Genomic DNA, 22,530 nt, shown 5'->3' on the forward strand with positions numbered 1-22,530 from the left:
TATAATCACGACTTTTTATTAAAATCTTTATTTACTATTAAATATATAATTAATAGTCAAAAAAATAACCATACTTATTAAATATACGGTTATCATACTACTTTACAAATTTAGTTAAAATTTCATTAAGCCTTAATTAAGTTTTAATGAAGTTTTAGTTAAACTTATACTAATTTTTAGACTACTTCACTTTCAAACATTCCATATACTAATATTATAACATATCTTCATTCTTGTCCATTTTTATTTGTATATAATATCCATACTCACAATAAATTTAACACTATCTCCTACTAACACATATAATAAACTAAATTGCTAAATAAATATTGATAGGGGTTGATCTTTTGAGTAAGGTATCTGTTAATAGCATCCACATGAACTACCACTCCTTAAAAACTTGGACTAAAGCCTTAGATGACATAAGCTTTCAAGTAGAAGAAGGTGAATTCTTGACTATTGCCGGTCCCTCAGGATGCGGTAAATCCACACTGCTTAATATAATAGCTGGGCTTTTAAAGCCATCTTTTGGTGATATTCATATAGATGGTGAAAAGTTAACCTCTGTTTCTACAAAAATGGGATATATGTTTCAACGAGACCAATTATTTGAATGGCTTACCGTTTGGGATAATATAATACTAGGACTTAAAATTCAACGTAAACCTATTAATGATTATAAAGATAAAATTAATAATCTGCTTAAAGACTATGGTTTATGGGATTTCAAATCTCATTATCCTGATGAACTCTCTGGTGGAATGAGGCAAAAAGTAGCCTTAATCAGAACTCTTGCATTGAATCCTGAAGTATTACTATTAGATGAACCTTTTTCCGCCCTAGATTATCAAACTCGTCTTAACATAGGTGATGAAATTTTTAAAATAATAAAAAAAGAAGGTAAAACTGCAATAATGGTTACTCATGATATTTCAGAAGCGGTAGCCATGTCGAATAGAATAATTGTTTTATCAAAACGACCAGCTTCCATAAGAAAAATATTTAATATTGAATTTAAAAATCCTCACGAGTCACCTTTAAAATCTAGAGAAGAACCAGAGTTTAGAATCTACTTCAATGATATATGGAAGGAGTTGAATACTTGATGAAAGATGAAATTAGAGAGCATGAATTATATATTAAGAACGTAGTAAAAAGAAAAAGATTAATTGTGACTACTAGAATTTTAATACTAATAAGCTTTTTCGCCCTTTGGGAGATAGCTGGAGACCTAAGATGGGTAGATCCATTCCTTACAAGCACTCCTTCTCGAATGTGGAAAACACTTCTTAAGCTATATACAGAAGGAAATTTATTTAGACATATTTGGATAACTTGCTGGGAAACTATACTTGGTTTCTCAATCGGAACTATACTTGGTACATTAGTTGCTATTATACTATGGTGGTCAGATTTCGTTTCAAAAGTTTTAGATCCGTATATTGTAGTGCTTAATGCCCTTCCCAAAGTAGCCCTTGCACCTATTATAATATTTTGGATGGGAAACGGAGCCCCTGCAATAATTTTAGTGGCACTATTAATCTCTATAGTAGTAACCATATTAACAGTACTAAATGGATTTAACGAGGTTGATATAGACAAAATAAGACTTCTTAAAACATTTGGTGCATCTAAGCCACAGATATTAAATTATCTTATTCTTCCTTCATCAATTCCAACACTTGTTTCAGCCTTAAAAATAAATGTAGGTCTTTCCTGGGTCGGAGTTATAATGGGAGAATTTTTAGTTGCTAAGGACGGTCTGGGATTCCTAATAATATTTGGTGGACAAATTTCACAATTAGATATGGTTATGCTAAGTATAATAATTCTATCTATCCTAGCTTATTTAATGTATGAAGGAGTAGAATTCATAGAAAAAAGGCTTAGAATAAAATCACAACACTAGTTTTAATATTTACTAGTTCTTCTTAAGTAAAATTTCGGACCTACATCTTAATGTTGAATAAAAAAAACTAATTATGGCTAATATTTCTAATAAGAAAGTTACTAAAATTTATATTTAGTACAGTACCATAAAAAAGTTACTTAAGGAGGATTTCCATGAATTACTTTCAAAAAGCTAATGAATACTATAATACTCAGGATTATAAAAAGGCTATAGACTTATATGAAAAAGCTATTAAGTTTAAAGATAATGAAGCCTCTTCGTTTTATAATTCTGCAGTATGTTTCATAAAACTTAAAGAATATAAAAAGGCTATACCTTTATTAAAATCTGCTATTAGCTTAAAAATGGAGAGTAAGTACTTTTTTAACCTCGCATACTGTTACACTATGTTGAAGGATAATAGAAAAGCCTTAGTATATTTTAATACTGCTTGGTGTTTAGATAATAATGACACGGATTGTGAAAAGGCTATAAACATTATACTTAAAAATCACATATTAAGATCATAATAAATAGCAGCTTAGGATCTACTCCTTAAGCTGCTATTTACTTATTATCTACCATTCTCCGGCTATCTGTGCATCTTTGTGATCTAAATCAAATCTTTTACTATTAAAATAGTTTCCACCCTTATAAAATGTGGTATCTACATTAATCCACTTCCCTACTTCAGGTATATAGACCTGATTCCAAGCATGGCTTACCCAACTTACCCCATTAAAACCTTCGCCAGTTATAAGCCTTACCTTCATATTATTTGCCCTAGCCATCGCAACATATAAACATGAATAATCAAAGCAAATTCCTTTTTTTGAATTAAAAGTAGTAATTGAACCAGACTTAACATCAAAGTCATTATTTAAGACTTTATTAGCTTTATCATGATCATAAGATATGTTATTTCCTATCCAATCATACAATATTTTTGCTTTTACCTTAGTATCACTTTCACCTTCAACAAGCTTTCTTGCAAACTTATCTATCTCCAAATTTGATTTTATGCCCTCATCTAGAGTAACCCCGTTATAATAAACTATAGTCTTTCCTTTGCTTATAGCTCTGCCTGGGATTGTTTCCTTAGTTTCAGAAGTTTCAGACTCCCTAGTTACTATTTTAAATGAGTTATTAATTATATTCGGTAATTGTTTAGCTATATTTGAATTAGTAACCGGTATAATTACTTCCTTGCAAATGGAGTTATATGGTTTTGAATCTTCTAAATATCTATTCAACTTACCATTTGGGCTAAATATAGATAATATATTTAGCATAAACGTAACCATAAGAAGATAACTTATAGCTTTAGGCAGCTGAAATAATAATCCTGTTATTCTTTTAAACAAATTGCTCTTGGATCCTAAAAAATTCTCAATACTGTCTAAAATAGGATAAAAAGTTACGTAATTGATAAGATCAAAAATAAGCTTAATAATCTTATAAAACATCAAAACTAATAATGGTATTACAACTGCATAAATTATAAACGTATTATTTTCTATATACTGAATAATATCTGTTGGCAATAACTTATATACTTTTGAAAATATGTTGTTTTCGTGCAATATAAAAGTTTTTTTACCATAGTAAACTCCTAAAAATATAGCTATAATAAAAGATATACTTCTATTCATCTCATCAATATCAGATTTTAAACCATGAGAAGAGAATTTAAATAAAAAACCCTTTAACAGAGGATATGATAATATTAAAACTAACGCTAATGTCACTGGATTAATATTAGTACTTATCTTCATCACCTCTTATCTTAATGGAGAACTTACTAGACAATGTTAACCACTTGTTTAAAGAGCAAATCCTTTTACAGTTAGTCAACGTCACTATTGACAAGTTCATTCAAAATTGACTTTATACTACTCCATGAATATCCCCTTCGTAGTAGATAGTCACCTAATTTCTTGTAGATTTTTCTACTATCACTTTCTGACTTAATTATAGTTCTAAATCTCTTTTCTGCAAGTTCTCTTAGATGATCTATATCCTGATTACTATTATCTTGATCAGAATCTTTAGTTTCAGGTAGAACACTTAAGTTTTCTTTTACCACATTATTTAAGATTTTTTGTACTATATCTAGATTATAACCATTTCTAACCAAATATTCTCCTAATTTTTTGTAAATTTTTCTCCAATCTGATTCATTCTTAATTAATAATCTATATTTTTTTTCCGCTAATTTAAAAGCTATATTTTCTTCAGCTTTTTTATCTATATTTTCTAGCTTTTCACTTAATAATGCTTCATCAATTCCCTTTTTCAATAGTTCGTATTTTATTTTATTTTTACCATGAGAGTTGAGCTTATCATTTATATACATACTAACAAACTTTTCATCATCAATAAATTTATACTGATTCAAAAATTCAATAGTCCTCTTTATAACTTTATCATCATATCCTTTTTGAGTAAGCTTATCGAATACTTGTTTCTCTGTTTTATAAGACCTTTCAATACTTCTTAATGCGTCATTTTTGCACTTGGCATAGTTGTCTTCACGTATTATTTCTTCTAATTGTTCTATATCTACAAGCTTACCTTTTGAAAGATTATGAATATAAACTAGCTCTGCACTACAAGCAAAGGCAAATTCTTCGTTAATATATATATTTACTCTTTCCTTATTTCTCTTTTGAACTTCAACTTTTGTAATAACTCTTTTTTCTATGGTCATATCAAAAATCTCCAATTATCTATATTTATCCGATGACTACCAGCTCTAATGCCCCCCCAGTTCCCAAAGAGAGAGAGTAAAGAGCAGCTACGTCCCTGGATAATGCTTTCTAAGTGCCAAATACACTAAGAACTCTGTTTATCTCTGCGACTTGAGTACGTGTATAGTAGGATCCTTAAATACTAATCTTGCTACATTATATATATCTTCTTTTTTTATATTTTCTATATTTTTCATATCAGTTACAAATTTATATACATCTTCTTCGTCTATAATTTGATGAAGTACATAATTACCAATGTCTGTAGAATCCTCTAATGTAAATGTCACTGCAGTTTTTAAAATCTTTCGCATAAGCCTTATTGTACTGTCATCAAAAATAATCTCTTCATTTTTTATTTTATTAATGCAATCATCAATAACTTGAAGCGTTTCATTTATATTCTCCTCGCCTACTGCAGTATAAATATATAAAGTTTTAACTCTGTTAGTTAAATCTAAGTCAGTATATACGTCATAAGCAAGTCCCCTTTCTTCTCTTAACTCCCTAAATAATATTGAATTAGCACTTTCCCCAAACTTATGATTTAGTATTCTAAGTGCTAACTCCTCTTCCTTATTTACGTTATGGAATGTAAAAAGATAAATGACTGTACTTTGCTCTATATCTTTCTTATAAGAAACCTTTTTAACAGGTATATTATTTTCAATGATTACCTCGTTCCTTTTGAATTCTTTCCAAATCCAGTCTTTAAAGTGCTTCCAAAGCATATTAAAGACATCTTCATGTTCAAAAGGTGAAACTACAGATATATAGCAATTGTTAGGAACATAATATTTATCATAAAATTTCAAAAGTGTATCCTTACTAAATTTTTTTACCGTCTTTTCATCTCCAATAGTCTCATACCTTAAAGGACTTTTATCAAATGCTATTTCATTTACTTTTTTAAAACTATAGTCCTCAACGTCATCTCTACTTGTCCTTATTTCTGCAAGTATTACATCTCTTTCTTTTTCAATCTCTTCATTAGGAAACGTAGAATTCATAAGCATATCTGATAATAACTCAAATATATTATCTAATTCTTCAGATAGAGTTGTTACACTAAATACTGTGCTAGTATTATCTGTATATGCATTATACTCTCCCCCAAGCTCCTCAAGCTCCATGTTAAGCCTCTCATTACTTCTAGTTTTAGTTCCCTTAAAAAGCATATGTTCAATAAAATGGGAAACTCCCTTTTCTGACGAACTTTCGTAAATTGATCCTATCTTTATACCAGCATGCACTGCTGCTACTCCTGTGTCTTTTTTTATTGTAATTAGTTTTATACCATTAGGCAAAACCTTTTGTTTAGCATCAAACATACTACTATCTCCTTTATATATCACTTAATCTTATATTTAGCTTACCATAGTTTAATTAATTTTTTTATAATAAAGAAAAAAATCATTATAAATTCTCAATTTTAAAAACCATATGTAGTAAATTATATTATAATTTATATTAATTGAAATAAAAAGATACTTGAAAATAAAAAGGCAGCTAAATAATAAAAATTTTTTAAAGTTTCTTATAAGTTTTCTAAATAAAATTTGCTAAACTATACATACTATGTTATGATATAGTTTGTTTTCGTATTATAAGAAAGAAAGAGGAGTTTTAATGGAAAATATAAAATTTAATGAACTAAAACTTGATACTAAAGTACTACAAGCTATCGATGCTATGGGTTTTGAGGAACCTTCACAAATACAGGCTGAAGCAATACCAGTAATTTTGGAAGGCTTTGACATGATAGGTCAGGCACAGACTGGTACCGGAAAAACTTTAGCTTTTGGTGCTCCAGTAATAAGTGGAGTAGAAGGTAACAATAAAACATCAGCTTTAGTACTTACTCCAACTCGTGAACTTGCAATTCAAGTAAGTGACGAATTAACTCGTATTGCAAAATTCAAACGAATCCAATTGCTTCCTGTTTATGGTGGTCAGCCAATCGATAGACAAATCAAATCTTTAAGAAGAGGCGTAGGTATAGTTGTAGGAACACCTGGAAGAATTCTGGACCACATCAAAAGAAATACTATAGACTTATCTGAAATAAAGTATTTAATACTTGATGAAGCAGATGAAATGCTTAATATGGGATTTATAGATGATATAGAAGAAATTATTAAAGCATCAAATAGTGAAAGACAAACTTTACTTTTCTCCGCTACTATGCCAGATCAAATAAAAAGACTAGCATCTAAATACATGAAGAAAGATGTAAAGCATATAAAAATAGTAAAAAGTGCCTTAACTGTTGAAAAAATAAAACAACATTATTACGAAATAAAAGCTAAAGACAGATTTGAATCTTTATGTAGAATTTTAGATGTTGATGAACCATCTAGTGCTATAATTTTCTGTAAAACTAAAAAAGGTGTAGATGAGTTAGTAGAGTCTATGCAATCTAGAGGTTATAATGTTGAAGGTATGCATGGAGATATGAACCAAAATCAAAGACTTAATACCCTTAGAAAGTTTAAAGAAAGCACTCTAGACTATTTAGTAGCTACAGACGTTGCTGCAAGGGGTATTGATGTAGATGATGTAACTCATGTAATTAACTATGAATTACCTCAAGATATAGAGTCTTATGTTCATAGAATCGGAAGAACTGGTAGGGCAAATAAAGAAGGTACAGCTTACTCCCTTGTTACGCCTAGAGAATATATGTTCTTAAAACAAATAGAAAAAGCTACTAAAAGTAAAATAAAAAGAAAAGAAATACCAACAGTAGATGAAATCTTTGAAATTAAATATAAAAATATAATAAAAGATATAAAGAAAACTTTAGAGCAAGAAGACTATAAAAACTTTATTCCTGTAGCTACAGAATTAGATGAAGAATATAATCTGGTAGATGTAGCAGCTGCTCTTATGAAAATGACTTTTGAAAAAGAACTTAGCTTTGACTATAGTGAAAATTCAATTGCTTCAGAAGGAAATGTTAGATTATTTTTATCTGTAGGAAGAATGGATAGAGTTAATCCTAAAATTTTGCTACAGTTTATAGCAAACAACTGTGATATAAACGCTGGTGAAATAGGCGACATAGACATATTTGATAAGTTTACATTCATGGATGTACCTAACAAATTTGTAACTCCTATTTTAGAAAGTGTTAGCGGCAAAAAGCTTCAAGGTAGAAGATTAAATATAGAGGTTGCTAAAAGCAAGAAATAACAGTTGTAATCTTCTTGATTGAATGGCTAATGATTTAATAGGTATTAAATCATCAAAGCACACAAATATATGGCTTGTGTGCTTTTTAATATTTTTAAGTTTCCAATCAGTTCAATTATTTTGCCAGTCACAAAATAATTGAAATAAAATCTTAGTAACTATTTTTTCTATAAAGTCCATAATCTATATTCCTGAAAATGTTATCTAACTCTTCTATTCTAGAAAGATATTTCAAATCAATAGTATCCTTGGTTATATCCTCATATAATTTATTAAATCTTTCTACATGAGTGTTAACCCTTCTCACTGCATATTCAACAGTTGTATTATTTTTAATTATAAATGGCCAATCTGAACATTCTGCTAGCATTAATTCTCTTGCAGCTTGATTTAATACTCTTCTCTGAATATCTGAAGGGTTTGAATAAGTATTAGAGAGTCTAATCATAGCCTCAGCACATTGATGAAGTTCCTTATATATCCAATGATTCGATGGGTTTATCCATACTGAAAAATCTCCATTTTCTCCCCAAGTTGAAGGGCTTGGGCTACAACATTGTACTATATTATATTTCTCCAAATATTGAGATGGAGTTGTTAATTCATAATTTGTCCACTCTTCAGCAGATTTCCTAATAAATGAATCAATAAAATCTGGCCCTTCAAACCACCAATGCCCAAATAACTCCGTATCATATGGACAAGTAATTATAGGAGGTTGCTCCATGTGTTTACTAATAGAGTCTATTTGATTATACCTACAAGATGCAAAATGATCTGCATGCGCTTTTACCTTATTCATAGCATTTTCTCTATTGTAGTATTCTTTATAATCAGTTTTCCCTGTAATTCTATAATACTTTATTCCAGTATCAAGTCTAAAACCATCCTTATTTATATATGGTTTTATATAATCCATTGGAAGTTCATAGCCTATGTCTCTATAAAACTCTCTATACTCATAATCTCCTGGATATCCTATAAAATCGCTCCATACCTGATGAGATGATTCCATGTCTCTTCCAAAAGCACAAACTCCATTTGGCGTAGAAATAGGAGTATACGTTCCGTATCTAGGCTTTGGAGATGCATTTAATACAGCTTTATTTTCTGAAATAAAATATTGTATCCCAAATTCTTTAAGTATTGAATCTAGAGAATATGTATACGCACACTCTGGTAACCATATTCCTTTAGGGGCATGTCCTACACATTCTGTGTAAGACTGTACTGCTGTAGCAATTTGCGCTTTAACAGTTTCAGGATTAATCATAAGTAAAGGTAGTATACCATGAGTTGCAGAACAAGTTATTATTTCTAAACAACCTAACTTATCGAACTTTCTAAATGCATTCATTAATTTACAGTCATAATTTTTGTATGTATACAAAAGTCCATTGAATCTTTCATTATAAAATATAGCTACTTTATTTAATTCTTTATCATATTTTGTTCTTTCTATCTCTTTTTCCGAAAGTTCTATAGAATTATTTAAATACTCTAAGTATCTCTTCTGTAGATATTTATCTTCTAACATAGCCATAAGTGTTGGAGTTATAGACATTGTAATTTTAAACTTAATCTTATCCTCTATTAAGTTATCATAAACATTTATTAAAGGTATATAACACTCACTCATTGCTTCTAAAAGCCATCTCTCCTCCATAGCATCCTCCATCTCAGGATGTCTTATGAAAGGCATATGACTGTGAAGTACTATTGAGACATAACCATTGATCATTTTCTAACCCCCATATTACAAATTTTTATGAGATTTATTTTATATTCAATCAACATAATAGTCTACTTTACTTTAGATGAGTTCATTTTATAGTTACTTACCATTTTATCAATGTATTCGTCAATGAACTTATTACTGTAATAACTTTGTCCAATTATTATCTGTGGGTAACTTTCAAGTTTTTTTTTACATTGATGAACGGATATGGTTTAGGCTCTTTATAAACATTATTCTCTCGATACTCATTACATTTTGGAAGATCTGCTTCTGAGTTTAAAACAGAATTTTGAGAAACATCTACGAAATAAACAGCCGTATCTCCTGATTCATGGGCCCTTGGTGTTGTAACAGTATTAGATATTGCGAATGCCACAAATGTGTTATCTGGAAGCACTCTTCCGAGTTTTACAAACACATCCATATCGTCTCTATCCATATCTATATACCAGTTATTAGCAAAAGCATCTATAAAAATTGTTTTTATCTCCACCGCAATGCCATTCTGTACTGAATACACTTTTATGACTGGTTTTGAATTTTGCCAAGAATTTTCTCCATACCTATCTTTGAATTCCTTCACTGTCATAGGTGATATATTAAAATAGCAAAATACCTTACACGAACTTTGAACCATCAAAACTAAATCAGATTTTTCGTTAACTAACATAATTTCACCTCTCAAAATACATAATAAGCATATTATACCTTAAAATCCCATAAGTGTCACTTATTTATATTGTAAAATTTTAGTATAACACATTGTATACTTCTTTGATATAATATGTATACGCCTTAGAGGAAAAGATAACTGAAGATGACATACGCATATCTTATACTTATGTCATATATACTGCATATTGTTAATTATGAAATTAGATCTATTAACTACATATTCATGTAAATCCATATATGAAAGAAAATATTAGAAAGGAAGAAGATAAATGACAAAAGTAAACTTTAAAGGCAGCGCTATGTTAAATCCTGTGCCTGCTGTTCTTATAACTTCTAAAAATAAGGAAGGTAAAGTAAATGTTTTTACTGTTGGATGGGTAGGCACTGCTTGTACAAGACCACCTATGCTGACCGTAGCCATTAGGCCAGAGAGATTATCATATCAATATATAAAGGAAACTGGTGAGTTTGTAATAAATCTACCTCCTCAAAGTTTAGTTCGTGCTGTTGATTTCTGTGGTGTAAGATCTGGTAAAAATATAGATAAAATAAAAGAGTGCAATTTAGTATTAGAAGAAAGTGAAATCGTTGATGTACCAGGCATAAAACAATGTCCTGTAACAATAGAATGTAAACTTAAAAACATAACTCCACTTGGAAGCCACGATCTTTTTCTAGCAGAAGTTTTAGCTGTTAATGTAGAAAAAGACTTAATAGCTGAAAACGGTAAAATTCATTTAGAAAAAGCAGACCTAATATGTTATTCTCATGGTGAGTATTTCTCAATCCCCTCTAAACCTATAGGAAAATTTGGTTACTCCGTTCAAAAAAAGAAAAATATTAAAAATAAATTCAAAAAATAATGATGTAACCTGTCCCTTCTACATAAAATTATTGTAGGGGGGATATTTAATGTCAATGTTTAAAAAGCTATTATTAACATTATTACTCATATTAATTATTGAAATTATTTTAATATGCATAAGATATAGAATAACCCCAGATAGAAATACATTTACTATTAGCGAGTCTAGGAGTAATTACGTAACTATGTTAGATACATCATAGACTATTCTTATTTAAAAATTGTAATTTCATCCTAGTTTTGAATCCACTTAATAGACAAGAGAGTCTAGCTAGCACACTAGGCTCTTCAACACTATTTAGAATTTATTAATCAATAAAGTAACATTTCCTAATTACCAGAATAAAATGTAAGTATCAATGTCTGGAGGTATATTAATGCTATGTAAGGAATGCTACTACTGTCGCTTCTCCAATCAATGCTATATGTGTAAATTCCCTAACCCTATAAACTCCTTTGCAGGTCAATATAGGGAATATAACCCATTCCCTACTTATAATATTATGTCAGATGATTTCCTAGTAGATGATGACGAAGAAGATTATTACTTAGAAGGTGTCAGAGCTCCCCAGGGAGAAATAAATAGAATCGTTGGATTGATAGCTACTCGTGAACCTAATATATTTAGCGAGTTAAGTAACTATGGTATAAATAGAAGAACTTCTATCTACTTATTTAGGCTAATTATAGGTTATGTAATTGATAATGAAAAAAAATATTCTGGAAATCAAACTCAAAAAATAAGTGCTATTTTGAAAGATTTTGAGAACACTTATAGATTTGTCTTACAAACCTTCTTAACAAGTGGTGTACCTCAAAACAAGTTAAATGATATTATAAGGAGTGTTATTAGATTTACGCTAAACAATTTAAGACGACCTCCAGCTCCCGCTCCTACTCCACCTCCTACTGGTAATTGGAGCAACTGGGAGAACTTAGGCGGAACCTTAAATTCTGGACCTGCCGTTTCGTCATGGCAGACTAATAGATTAGATGTTTTCTCTAGCGGAGCTGGTAATGCCTTATATCATAAATGGTGGGATGGTTCTAAATGGAGTAATTTTGAAAATCTAGGCGGAGTTCTAACTTCATCACCTGGTGCTGTATCTTGGGGAAGGGACAGAATAGATGTATTTGTTCGTGGAACTGATAATGCTATGTATCACAAATGGTGGAATGGTTCTAGATGGAGTGATTGGGAAAGCCTTGGTGGAGTTTTAACTTCTGCTCCCGCTGTATCCTCTTGGGCAAAAAATAGATTGGATACATTCGTTCGCGGAACTGATAATCAGCTTTATCATAAATGGTGGGATGGTTCTAAATGGAGTGATTGGGAAGCACTTGGCGGAGTTTTGACTTCTGGTCCAGCAGCAGTATCTTGGGGACCTAATAGAATTGACGTATTTGCTAGAGGCCAAAATAATTCAATGTGGCATATTTGGTGGGATGGCTCTAAGTGGAGTAACTGGGAAGACCTTGGTGGCAATCTAACTTCAGACCCTGCTGCATCTTCTAGGGGAGTAAATAGGATTGATTGCTTTGCAAGGGGACGAAATAACCAATTAATATATAAATCTTGGAATGGGACTAGGTGGAGCGATTGGCAGAACCTTGGTGGAGTTTTAACTTCTGAGCCAGCAGCAGTATCATGGAGCGCAAATAGGATAGATGTATTTGCCAGAGGTGAAAATAATCATCTGTGGCACATTTGGAGAAATTTCAGATAAATTTCTTAAAAGAAAGTTTAGACAAGGGTATATATAGTCAATTTCTCGGTACTGTTAACTGATTTTAAGTATTCTAAAGCCTGAAAAATTAGTTAAATGTGTCTTCAAAATTGACTATATATGCCCTTCTAAAATTAACTCTATAATTTGTTTACCTGGTAAGTCATAGTATTTATAACTCACTTTCGCTCAAATAAGCGAATTTTATAATACTAGTCAAATAATTTATTTACTTACATAAATTGAAGTATTAATTCACCGTAAATTGTCTATAATTTATCTGTAATACCAATATCAGTGTTTCTAAAAGGTATAATTTTTTTCAATATCATTGTGTTATTGGATTAGTAATATTATAATAGTATAGTGGCGAAATGTGACGTTTAAAGTAAACTTGTATACTACAAAGGTTTAAAATATAGAATAGTAGGTGATTGTATATGAAAAATGTGATGTTAACAGAAGCAGGTAAGAAAAAGTTAGAAGAAGAGTTAGAGTATTTAAAAACAGTTAAAAGAGTAGAGATTAAAGCTGCTTTAAAACATGCTCGTTCTCAAGGTGATTTAAGCGAGAATGCTGATTATTCTGCAGCTAAGGATGATCAATCAATGAATGAAACTAGAATAATGGAGTTAGAAGAACAGTTAAAAAATTCAGTTATAATAGAGGACTCAGAAGAAGATGATGTATTTGGTATCAATAAGACTGCAGTGGTTAAGTTTTATGATATTGAAGAAGAAGAGGAAGTTACCTTAGTAAGTTCCGTTGAAGCAGATGTTAAAAACATGAAAATAAGCATTGAATCTCCTTTAGGAAGTGCGTTATATAAACTAAAGATAGGTCAAAAGACAACTGTTTCTTCACCAGATGGAGACTATGATGTTGAAGTTATAAAGTTATTAAATTAATTAATAGACCATAATGTCTATTGTAATTACAGCATTATTGCTAAATTTAGGTGATAAGCAATTTATTGCTCTTGCTATCTTAAAATGAGCATAAAACCTATCCTTAATGGATTGTGGTTTTATGCTCATTTTTTTAATCTAGTGTCTTATTAAACTTTTTCATAGTAGCTACTACAATTATAAAAATTAATATAAGTAGTGAAACTATTGGTTTAGTTAAGTAGGCTATTCCTACTCCCTTAACAATTATTCCTCTTAGTATTTGTAAAAAATAAGTAAGGGGTAAAATACTACTTAGATAGTAAATCAGTTTAGGCATGGCCTCTCTTGGGAATATAAATCCTGAAAGAAGCACGCTTGGTAAAAGGAGTGCAATAGAGGCCTGCATAGCTTGAAGTTGAGTTTTCGCAATAGTTGATATTAGCATTCCCATTGCTAATGAACATATTAAAAACAAAGTTCCTAAGAATATCAGTAAGACTACACTTCCTTTTATAGCTACTCCAAATATTATATATCCTAGCAATAAGCTTATTATCATATCTAAAAATCCTATAATTGTATATGGAATCAATTTTCCTACTATTAATTCAAAAGGTGTAACTGGTGTCATAATAAGCTGCTCAATTGTTCCTTTCTCTCGTTCTCTTACCATGGCAAAAGAGGTTAGTATAACTGTAATATTTTGAAGAATTAATCCGATAACTCCAGGTATATTAAATTTACTACTTTCAAGTGTAGGATTGTACAATACAAGTGGTTTTAGATTTATTCCTATATTAGATTGACCATTCAATGAAGATTTATCGAGCTGTATTTGCTTAAGCTTTACCGAGTAATTATTTCCTATAAGTAAGGAATATGACATAGCAGTTCTAGCAATTGTAGGATCTGATCCATCTACTAGAACTTGAACTTCAGTAGTACTATTTCTTCTTAAATCTTTTGCATAATTAGGCGGTATAACTAACCCAACCTTTACATTCCCAGAGTCTATATATTTCTCCACTTCTTCTTGAGAATCTACAGCACCATATATCTTAAAGTAATAGGAATTGACGAACTTACTTACCAACTCTCTGCTTTCCGATGTCTTGCTTCCATCATAAATTACTAAATCTACATTGTTTACATCTGTATTTACCGCAAATCCAAAAAGTAAAAGCATCATTATAGGCATCATTATCGCTATAGCAAGGCTAGCCCTATCTCTTCTTATATGTATAAACTCTTTTCTAGTGATTGTGAGTAACCTTTTCCACTTCATCTTGTCACCCCTTTATTCTTTTGATAACTTTAGGTCATCAAAGGAAGATATAACTTCTCTATTGGATAATTCCTTAACATAATTTATAAATATTTCTTCTAGATTATTTGTCCTATGGTTTTTATATAGTGATTCAGGTGTATCAATAGTTATAAGTCTACTATTATATATAAACCCTATAATGTCACAAATAGACGCTTCATCCATATAGTGAGTAGTAACTAACACTGTTATTCCACCTCTGACTAATTCAGTAATAGCATGCCAAAACTCTCTTCTCGATACTGGATCTACCCCAGCTGTTGGTTCATCTAATATGAGCAGACTTGGGCTATGAATAAGAGAGCACCCTAATGCTAATCTCTGCTTCCATCCTCCTGATAGAGTTCCGGCTAAGCTTTTTTCTTTTCCCACTAAATTCGCCATTTTAATTAATTCTTTTTTTCTTTGTTCTAATTTATCTTTTGGAAGCATATATATACTTCCGTAAAAATCCAAATTTTCTTCTACAGTTAAATCTTCATATAAACTAAACTTTTGTGACATATATCCTATATTTTGTTTAATTTTTTCGGATTCCTTTACAAGGTCATACCCCAGTACTTCTCCAGACCCTGAAGTTGGTCTTAGAACTCCACAGATCATTCTTATTGTTGTAGATTTTCCAGAACCATTTGGCCCTAAAAAACCAAATATTTTTCCCTTAGGTATATCAAAAGATAAATTATTAACTGCAATAAAGTTACCAAATTGTTTTGTCAGATTTTTTATAGAAATGGCATATTCCATATTACACCTCCATTATTTTAAGTCTACATCCATAAGCATACCTGGTTTTATAGCATCCAAATTGTCTAGGATTTTTACTTTAACTCCATATACAAGCTTCATTCTATCTTTTTTGGTAACAATATTCATTGGAGTAAATTCTGCCTCTGGTGAAATATAGCTAATTTTACCTTTTATAACTTTGCCTTTTATAAAATCGCTTTTAAGCGTTACTTCTTTATTCAATTGAATAGAAGCCAGTATGCTTTCTGGTACATAAACTTTTACCCACATATTCTTGCTATCTAATAAAGTTGCTATCGCACTTCCTGGTGTAATATACTCACCTTGTTTAAAGTTAACTGTTTCTATAACTCCATCTTGAGCAGATATTATATTACTTTTATCTAATGCAACTTTAGATAACTCATAGCTTTTTTTTGCCTTATCTAAATTATACTCAGCATTATTTTTATCTCTTGCAGTTGCACCATTAACCAATAAATTTAACTTTTCACTAGAAGCATCTAGCTGTGCTTTATAACTATTTAATTGTGCTTGTGTGTTGTCCAAAGAGCTCCTTGCATTATCTAGAGAAGTTTCTGCATTATCTAACTCATTCTTTGCTGCATCCATCGTGTATTTTGATGCAGCGCCATTTTGATATAATGCCGCTGCATCATCATATCTCTTCTTTTTATAATCAAAGTTTGTTTGTGCAGAAGCAACATTATTTTCTGCTGATTTTACCGCAGCATCTCCTTGCTGAATCAAAGCTTGAGCTTGTCTTACTAATGCTTCCTGAGATTTTATTTCTTCTACTCTATTTCCATCCTCTATTTTTCCTAATTCATTTTCTGCATTTTTAATGGATATTTCTGCATCCTGTAACTTTAAAGAATTTTCATCTGACCCGATAGTTGCAATTAGCCCTCCACTCTTAACCTTATTTCCTTCTTGAACCTTTATCTCTCTGACTTTTCCCGCTAATTCAGAAGATATGTTTATTTTATCTGCTTCTACGTTCCCATAGTAAATGAATCCGCTGGCTTTATCATCATTTGCTGATTTAATTATAAAAAAAGCTGAAGTTATAAATCCAATTCCTAACAACACCGCCATAATTTTTTTGTTTTTCTTCAAATTCACCACTCCCCAAAATTTAATTTAACTATACTTAAGTAATTGCATAATTGTGTTTTACAGAAGTAAAACACATTACTAATAAAATATATTTAGTTAAAATTCTTGAATTTCACTATTCTTATTCTCAACCCCCCGTAAAAATATATCTATAATTTTTTTAATTTCTTCTTCATCATTCCCAACTTTAAAAAACTCTGGAAATATATTAGTAAGGACTAAGTATCCCATTAGTAAACTCATTAAAGTTCTCGTTATGATTATAGGTTCTATTTCTTTAAAGTTGCCACTTTTTACATTTGCTTCAATAAACTTATTTATAAAAGGTATAACATTAGGACCTATGTCATCCTGAAGTATACTTAAAAGTTCTGGATGATGTGAGGATTCTATAAATACTGTTTTTATTAACGGTAAATTATGTTTTACAAGTTCCAATCTATCTATTAATAAACTTTGTAATACCTTCTCTAATGGTTTATTATCCTCATTCGCCACAATTTCCTCGGCAGATTTTAAAATTAACGGTCTAAAAAACTTTACTATTAAAGGAATCACAAGCCCCATTAATATGTCTTTTTTTGTTTTATAGTATCTAAATATTGTTCCTTCAGCTACCTCAGCTTCCTTTGCAATCTCACTAGTTCTAGCACCATCAAATCCTTTTTCAGCAAAAATTTTTATTGCAGCATTTAATATTTGCCACTGTCTTTTTGTAATCTCTTCCTCTGAAAATTTTTCATCAAAGAATAGTCTTTCTAATGGTGTTTTGTCTTCATATGTTTTGTCTTCATATGTTTTATAATCCATGTTTACCTCCTAAATTATTGTCTATAATATTATATGAGTAATTACTTCACTAAAATGAGTAGTCACTCATTTTAAATTTATTATATTATTAGAATCTTGTCAATTATTATTTTAATTTCTTTTAGTTGCAATTCAGTTTATTTTATACAATTTCACCTGCTCGTTATCTAATATGTATTAGTGTAAACTTTAATAAATCTTCAGATTTTAAATTATTGTTAAATAAATTCAAATATATTGACATAAAAGCACTTCTCATGGTAAAATTTTGTTAGGTTTAAATTTATACCTAAATTAATAAAAGACGTTCGCACAAAAGCTTATTTTTATGTGTGTAATGAGAGCATATCAATCTAAGGGAAGTATTTACTTGGATTTATATGCTCTTTTTTAATGAATAAAATGAACCTTGGAACTCAGCATTATTAATTGAAAAGGAGGCATATTGCTATGAAGAAAAATTTAATGAGCTATTTCTTAATTTTACTAGGTGGATTATTGGTTGCAATGGGGACCTACTTCTTTCTTGCTCCAAACCATATAGCTGCTGGTGGAATAAGTGGAGCTGCTATAATCATAAATAGTATTTTCCCAAGTCTACCTATAGGGGGCTTAATGATGGTCATGGAAGTAATATTATTTACAATCGGAATTATAATAATTGGCCCTGTTTTTGGTGGAAGAACTATTTTGTGCAGTTTTTCAATTTCTGGTATGGTATTATTGCTAGAAAAACTATATCCTAACGTTAAACCTTTAGGCAACGATGTCCTAGTACAACTTATCTTTGGTATTTTAATCTGTGGGCTTGGAATGGGTATAGTATTTAATCAAAATGCTTCGACCGGTGGAACTGATATTATCGCAAAGATTATAAATAAATATTTTAGAATTAGTATAGGTAAATCTCTTCTCGCTGCAGATATTATCATTACTATGGCTGCTACACTAGTATTTGGAATTGATAAAGGATTATACGCAATACTTGGCGTTATAATAACATCAACTGTTATAGATAAAGTTATTGCTAGCCTTAATACCTATAAACAGGTTGCGATAATAAGCAGTGAAGGCGATGAAATAAAAAATTATATAATGGACGAACTTGAAAGAAGTGCAACTATATACTATGCTAAAGGTGCCTACAACAATAACGAGAGAGAAGTAATAACAACAGTTGTTGACAGAAGACAGTTTTTAAGACTAAAGGACTATATAAAAAATATTGATAATAGAGCCTTTATCACTGTAAATGAAATAAATGAAGTACTAGGCGAAGGTTTTGCTGAATTAGTATAATTCCTCTCTTATCAAAGTTGAAGGTCTAGAGTTTGGACTGAAATATATAGATATAGAATAGTTTTGATTATAACTATTCTATATCTTTTTTAATTTTATAGCGCATAACTAGTTGCATAAATCAACAATTGAATTTAGAAAGACCCTGTTAGAAGATTGAAAACATTATTCATTCTCCTAGCAGGGCTTTTATCTAAGCTTTATTTTAATATTATCCTAATATAGCCTTTAAATCTTCTTCCGGGGTAGTTATTGGGGCAAGCCCAAAGTTTTCAACTAATACATTAACTACATTTGAAGATAAGAATGCTGGTAGTGATGGTCCTATTTTAATATTTTTAATTCCAAGTGATAGTAATATTAAAAGTATGCATACTGCCTTTTGCTCATACCGAAAGTATTAATGATAATGGCAAATCATTTCTTAACAGCTTCAATTATTTTTCCTGCGTTACTTATACTTTTTCGCCAATGATTTCTTTATTTAAGTCTGCTAACAAAGTATCTAAATTTATTCCGTGAATTGCCACAGCCTGCTCTATTGATTCTGCTTGTGAAGATGGGCATCCTACACAACCCATTCCATGATTCATTAATATTTGAGCAGCCTTATCGCTCATTCTTAAAACTTCGCCTATTAAAGTACTACCTGTTATTTTCATTAATAACCCTCCTTATATTTATACCTATTTTTATATCTAAATTAAATTTTTCTCAATTTTAACTTGCAAGCTCATTTTACCAAAGTTATCTATTACTCTCGGTAACTTATGTTACGAATATAAAATATTTTTTAATAACTTTATATACCAAAATAAACTTTACAAGATTTAGTTTGATAAAGTAATCTTAGTAAAAATAAATTCAATTATCGGTAACTTTTGTTACAGAAAAAATAAATGTTTAATAGTATAATAAAGTTCATAAAATATGAATTGAGTAATACTTATATTTAAGTATCAATATGAGAGGAGAATTTATTATGAGCAGATTTCTAGCACCAATTCACACGTGGTTATTTAACAAAATAAAATTATACGAGGGTTTAGAAGCTAATCTAGTGAAAGCTTATAAAGAAAAATATGGCGAGGAAGTAGAAAATATATATAATAAGATACAAGAAAATCATGGTCATCCTATAGAAGATAGACCTGTTGAAGATTTAATTGATGTTTCAAATATTCATGGATGGCTTCAAAATAAAATATCTATAGCTGAAACAAGACAGGCGGCATTACTTACTGAATTACTAGGCAAACATGGTGAGGAAGTAAAAACTCTAGCTGTTAATCTTTATTCTGAACAGGGCAGTGAATGTGGAAAAGATGCAAAAGAAAAATATGAAATTAATGGTGCTTCTGAAATATATCAAGCACTAAATAATTATATATTAGAAGGCATGCCATGTGACAGAGTAAATGTTATTACAGTAAATACTGAAGATAAATTAGAATGGCAAAACGAAATGTGTTTGCATAGAGGATATTGGGATGCAGCACGCGGAGACGTAAACTTTTTCTATGCGCTAAGAGATGCTTGGATAAAAGCTTTTGTTGAAAATATAAATGAAAACTTCGTTTATATTCCTAATCGTAGCTCATCTACTTTTGAGATTACAAGAAAATAAGTTTAAAAGCCGAAAGAAGTCTATCTTTCGGCTTTTAATTTCTAAAATATTAAGCTCTGTTTAACTCTAATATTTAATCAACTGATAATACTAGTTATTCCATTTATTCTCTAATTCTTTCAAAGTTCTTAGATAAGTTTCTTGAGTATTATGCTGCTCGCCTATTCGTTCTGCTTCATTAGCCCTTTCATTCACTTCTTCAAGCATTTCTGGACTTAATGCTCTTTTAGCAAAGGAATATATAGCCCTATCCTCTTTATCTATATGCCTATTGAGTAAATCTGCATAACCAATAGCATTTGCTATAACATCAACTCTTGAATCCTTATCTCCATCCTTAGTTCTCTGTAAAGCAGCTTCTAAGTTAGATGTAAACAGTCTTCCTAAATCGTGTTCTACAAGCATACCTGCAAGGGGTGCCTTGACCATTTCTCCTATAACTTCCTCCATTTTCTTAAAAAGAATAGCTTCTTCTTTATTATGATGGTGTTTATCCGCATAATTCCTTATAAAATCAATAATTTTATAAAAATTATCATAATCTACCTGACCATTTTCTAGAATAGATAAACACATTTTCCTAATAACACCTAATCCTCTTTTAATATATTGATGTTCTTCTTTCATTAAATCAATAGCATCCATCTTTTATCCCTCCTATAGTTAGTCTTACCTTAGTCTTTACTTATATTCTACAAAACTTGTTGATTAAATTCAACATTTCTTCCTCAAGTTAGCGCTCTAAAACATGGCAGATTAATTTATAGAACAATGAATAATTCTTCTCAGTTATGGGTGAACTAAGTTTACAGGTGGTGATGTATTTGATTAAATATAAAATATTAGTTTTTGTATTAACTATGATAGTAATTATATATACTTTTATTAATGCATGTATAAACAATTATTTCCTTAAAAAGACTAATAATCAGATTCAAGATATCAATTATATTTACATTAATGGCGTAAGAATAAATTATATAAAAAAAGGTACTGGTCCCACTTTGTTAATTGTACATGGATTTATTAGTTCAATTTTAATGTTTGATAAGTTAATCCTTACGTTGTCAAAGTATTATACAGTCTATGCCTTAGACTTAATTGGATTTGGATTTTCAGATAAACGCTCAAATTTAGTATATACACGAAAGAATATGGCAGATTTAGCTGTTAAATTCATGCTTTCGCAAGGCGTAGATAAATTTATTGTAATTGGCCACTCTATGGGTGGAGAAGTTGCATTAAATATGGCGTGCTATCATTCTAAAAGCATAAACAAACTAGTTTTGATAGATAGCACTGGTTATAAAAATATACTTAAGCTCCCAAACTTGATGAAAAAACTTATTCCGATATCAAGAATTATTATAAGACTTTCTTTTAGAAATTATTACTTTCAAAAGTTTTCTTTTAAACTTGGTTTTTATGACAAAATAAAGTTTGATGAGAGTTTATTTAATAGAACATATTCCATTATTGTTCGATTGCCAATAGATACACTTTATAAATTTGGTCTACAAGGTGATAACATACCAATAAAAAATAAACTTGACTCTATAACTGTAGAAACTCTTATTATTTGGGGACGAGATGATATAATAGTGCCGCTAAAGCATGGTGAAAAGTTAAATAAGTCCTTAAAAAATAGTAAACTAATAGTAATTGAAAATTGTGGTCATATACCTTTTGTTGAGCAATACGATTTGTTTATTGATATACTACTACGACATTTATACAATAGCTAACTATATATTAATGTTATTAAACTTGAAATAACATATATCTTTACTTATCTAAAATTTCAACTTCAACATAATTAATATAAATTTTGTACCATATTAAATTAACCTCCCTAAAATTTACATCT

At 30.1% G+C, this 22,530-nt stretch carries 21 protein-coding genes and 1 pseudogene; 10 read left to right on the top strand and 12 right to left on the bottom strand.

What is annotated here, in order from left to right:
* Positions 1-347 precede the first annotated feature (347 nt).
* The 3 genes from AC0N0V_RS21000 to AC0N0V_RS21010 all read left to right on the top strand — a co-directional run bounded on the left by AC0N0V_RS21000 (position 348) and on the right by AC0N0V_RS21010 (position 2,421).
* Positions 348-1,106 carry an ABC transporter ATP-binding protein gene (locus AC0N0V_RS21000; RefSeq protein ID WP_474460805.1) on the top strand — a complete coding sequence of 253 codons (759 nt, stop codon included), beginning with the start codon at positions 348-350 and terminating at the stop codon, positions 1,104-1,106.
* On the top strand, positions 1,106-1,909 hold the full coding sequence (locus tag AC0N0V_RS21005) for an ABC transporter permease (protein WP_474460807.1): 804 nt from the start codon (positions 1,106-1,108) through the stop codon (positions 1,907-1,909). The genes AC0N0V_RS21000 and AC0N0V_RS21005 overlap by 1 nt, the downstream gene beginning before the upstream one ends.
* A 155-nt stretch (positions 1,910-2,064) precedes the next feature.
* Entirely contained in the window at positions 2,065-2,421 is a 357-nt protein-coding gene (locus AC0N0V_RS21010) for a tetratricopeptide repeat protein (protein ID WP_474460808.1), read from the top strand.
* A 48-nt stretch (positions 2,422-2,469) separates the two neighbouring features.
* Here AC0N0V_RS21010 and AC0N0V_RS21015 read toward each other — a convergent pair whose 3' ends face one another.
* From AC0N0V_RS21015 to AC0N0V_RS21025, 3 genes are all read right to left on the bottom strand, one after another.
* The gene (locus AC0N0V_RS21015; RefSeq protein WP_474460809.1) at positions 2,470-3,666 is read right to left on the bottom strand and encodes a transglutaminase-like domain-containing protein; all 1,197 of its coding nucleotides are present in this window, start codon (positions 3,664-3,666) and stop codon (positions 2,470-2,472) included.
* 71 nt (positions 3,667-3,737) lie between these two features.
* The gene (gene recX / locus AC0N0V_RS21020; protein WP_474460810.1) at positions 3,738-4,601 is read right to left on the bottom strand and encodes a recombination regulator RecX; all 864 of its coding nucleotides are present in this window, start codon (positions 4,599-4,601) and stop codon (positions 3,738-3,740) included.
* A gap of 138 nt (positions 4,602-4,739) precedes the next feature.
* Entirely contained in the window at positions 4,740-5,972 is a 1,233-nt protein-coding gene (locus AC0N0V_RS21025) for a M16 family metallopeptidase (protein ID WP_474460812.1), read from the bottom strand.
* Between the two features lie 298 nt (positions 5,973-6,270).
* Here AC0N0V_RS21025 and AC0N0V_RS21030 point away from each other — a divergent pair, with 298 nt between their 5' ends.
* Positions 6,271-7,836 (top strand): DEAD/DEAH box helicase, encoded by a 1,566-nt coding sequence (locus AC0N0V_RS21030; RefSeq protein ID WP_474460813.1) that lies wholly within the window; start codon positions 6,271-6,273, stop codon positions 7,834-7,836.
* A gap of 151 nt (positions 7,837-7,987) precedes the next feature.
* On the opposite strand, the gene AC0N0V_RS21035 is transcribed toward AC0N0V_RS21030, so the two are convergent.
* Complete coding sequence (locus AC0N0V_RS21035; protein ID WP_474460815.1) at positions 7,988-9,577, bottom strand: glycoside hydrolase family 57 protein; 1,590 nt, start codon at positions 9,575-9,577, stop codon at positions 7,988-7,990.
* A 157-nt stretch (positions 9,578-9,734) separates the two neighbouring features.
* A complete protein-coding gene (locus tag AC0N0V_RS21040; protein WP_474460817.1) occupies positions 9,735-10,244 on the bottom strand; it encodes a DUF4912 domain-containing protein in 510 nt (169 codons plus the stop codon).
* 274 nt (positions 10,245-10,518) lie between these two features.
* Between AC0N0V_RS21040 and AC0N0V_RS21045 the strand changes: the two genes are divergently transcribed.
* The 3 genes from AC0N0V_RS21045 (at position 10,519) to greA (ending at position 13,749) form a co-directional block, all read left to right on the top strand.
* A complete protein-coding gene (locus AC0N0V_RS21045) occupies positions 10,519-11,112 on the top strand; it encodes a flavin reductase family protein (protein WP_474460818.1) in 594 nt (197 codons plus the stop codon).
* A gap of 622 nt (positions 11,113-11,734) precedes the next feature.
* Entirely contained in the window at positions 11,735-12,841 is a 1,107-nt protein-coding gene (locus AC0N0V_RS21050) for a PLL family lectin (RefSeq protein ID WP_474464604.1), read from the top strand.
* Between the two features lie 440 nt (positions 12,842-13,281).
* The gene (gene greA, locus AC0N0V_RS21055; protein ID WP_474460819.1) at positions 13,282-13,749 is read left to right on the top strand and encodes a transcription elongation factor GreA; all 468 of its coding nucleotides are present in this window, start codon (positions 13,282-13,284) and stop codon (positions 13,747-13,749) included.
* Between the two features lie 133 nt (positions 13,750-13,882).
* Here greA and AC0N0V_RS21060 read toward each other — a convergent pair whose 3' ends face one another.
* From AC0N0V_RS21060 to AC0N0V_RS21075, 4 genes are all read right to left on the bottom strand, one after another.
* The gene (locus AC0N0V_RS21060; protein WP_474460821.1) at positions 13,883-15,016 is read right to left on the bottom strand and encodes an ABC transporter permease; all 1,134 of its coding nucleotides are present in this window, start codon (positions 15,014-15,016) and stop codon (positions 13,883-13,885) included.
* Positions 15,017-15,028: 12 nt separating this feature from the next.
* The gene (locus AC0N0V_RS21065) at positions 15,029-15,805 is read right to left on the bottom strand and encodes an ABC transporter ATP-binding protein (protein ID WP_474460822.1); all 777 of its coding nucleotides are present in this window, start codon (positions 15,803-15,805) and stop codon (positions 15,029-15,031) included.
* 12 nt (positions 15,806-15,817) lie between these two features.
* Positions 15,818-16,933 carry an HlyD family secretion protein gene (locus tag AC0N0V_RS21070; protein ID WP_474460824.1) on the bottom strand — a complete coding sequence of 372 codons (1,116 nt, stop codon included), beginning with the start codon at positions 16,931-16,933 and terminating at the stop codon, positions 15,818-15,820.
* Between the two features lie 90 nt (positions 16,934-17,023).
* Complete coding sequence (locus tag AC0N0V_RS21075) at positions 17,024-17,737, bottom strand: TetR/AcrR family transcriptional regulator (RefSeq protein WP_474460825.1); 714 nt, start codon at positions 17,735-17,737, stop codon at positions 17,024-17,026.
* A 450-nt stretch (positions 17,738-18,187) separates the two neighbouring features.
* Here AC0N0V_RS21075 and AC0N0V_RS21080 point away from each other — a divergent pair, with 450 nt between their 5' ends.
* The gene (locus AC0N0V_RS21080) at positions 18,188-19,036 is read left to right on the top strand and encodes a YitT family protein (RefSeq protein ID WP_474460826.1); all 849 of its coding nucleotides are present in this window, start codon (positions 18,188-18,190) and stop codon (positions 19,034-19,036) included.
* A 211-nt stretch (positions 19,037-19,247) separates the two neighbouring features.
* Here AC0N0V_RS21080 and AC0N0V_RS21085 read toward each other — a convergent pair.
* Both AC0N0V_RS21085 and AC0N0V_RS21090 read right to left on the bottom strand, forming a co-directional pair.
* Positions 19,248-19,458 (bottom strand): annotated as a pseudogene (locus AC0N0V_RS21085) (hydroxylamine reductase); the annotation flags it as partial.
* 33 nt (positions 19,459-19,491) lie between these two features.
* Complete coding sequence (locus AC0N0V_RS21090; protein WP_474460828.1) at positions 19,492-19,698, bottom strand: DUF1858 domain-containing protein; 207 nt, start codon at positions 19,696-19,698, stop codon at positions 19,492-19,494.
* Positions 19,699-20,018: 320 nt separating this feature from the next.
* Here AC0N0V_RS21090 and AC0N0V_RS21095 point away from each other — a divergent pair, with 320 nt between their 5' ends.
* The gene (locus tag AC0N0V_RS21095; protein ID WP_474460830.1) at positions 20,019-20,663 is read left to right on the top strand and encodes a hypothetical protein; all 645 of its coding nucleotides are present in this window, start codon (positions 20,019-20,021) and stop codon (positions 20,661-20,663) included.
* Between the two features lie 90 nt (positions 20,664-20,753).
* On the opposite strand, the gene AC0N0V_RS21100 is transcribed toward AC0N0V_RS21095, so the two are convergent.
* On the bottom strand, positions 20,754-21,308 hold the full coding sequence (locus tag AC0N0V_RS21100; protein ID WP_474460831.1) for a hemerythrin domain-containing protein: 555 nt from the start codon (positions 21,306-21,308) through the stop codon (positions 20,754-20,756).
* A gap of 179 nt (positions 21,309-21,487) precedes the next feature.
* On the opposite strand from AC0N0V_RS21100, the gene AC0N0V_RS21105 reads away from it, so the two are divergent.
* Positions 21,488-22,408: an alpha/beta fold hydrolase gene (locus AC0N0V_RS21105; protein ID WP_474460833.1), complete on the top strand. Its 921-nt coding sequence runs from the start codon at positions 21,488-21,490 to the stop codon at positions 22,406-22,408.
* Positions 22,409-22,530: the final 122 nt, after the last annotated feature.

The organism is Clostridium sp. CS1-1 (genome assembly GCF_056135525.1).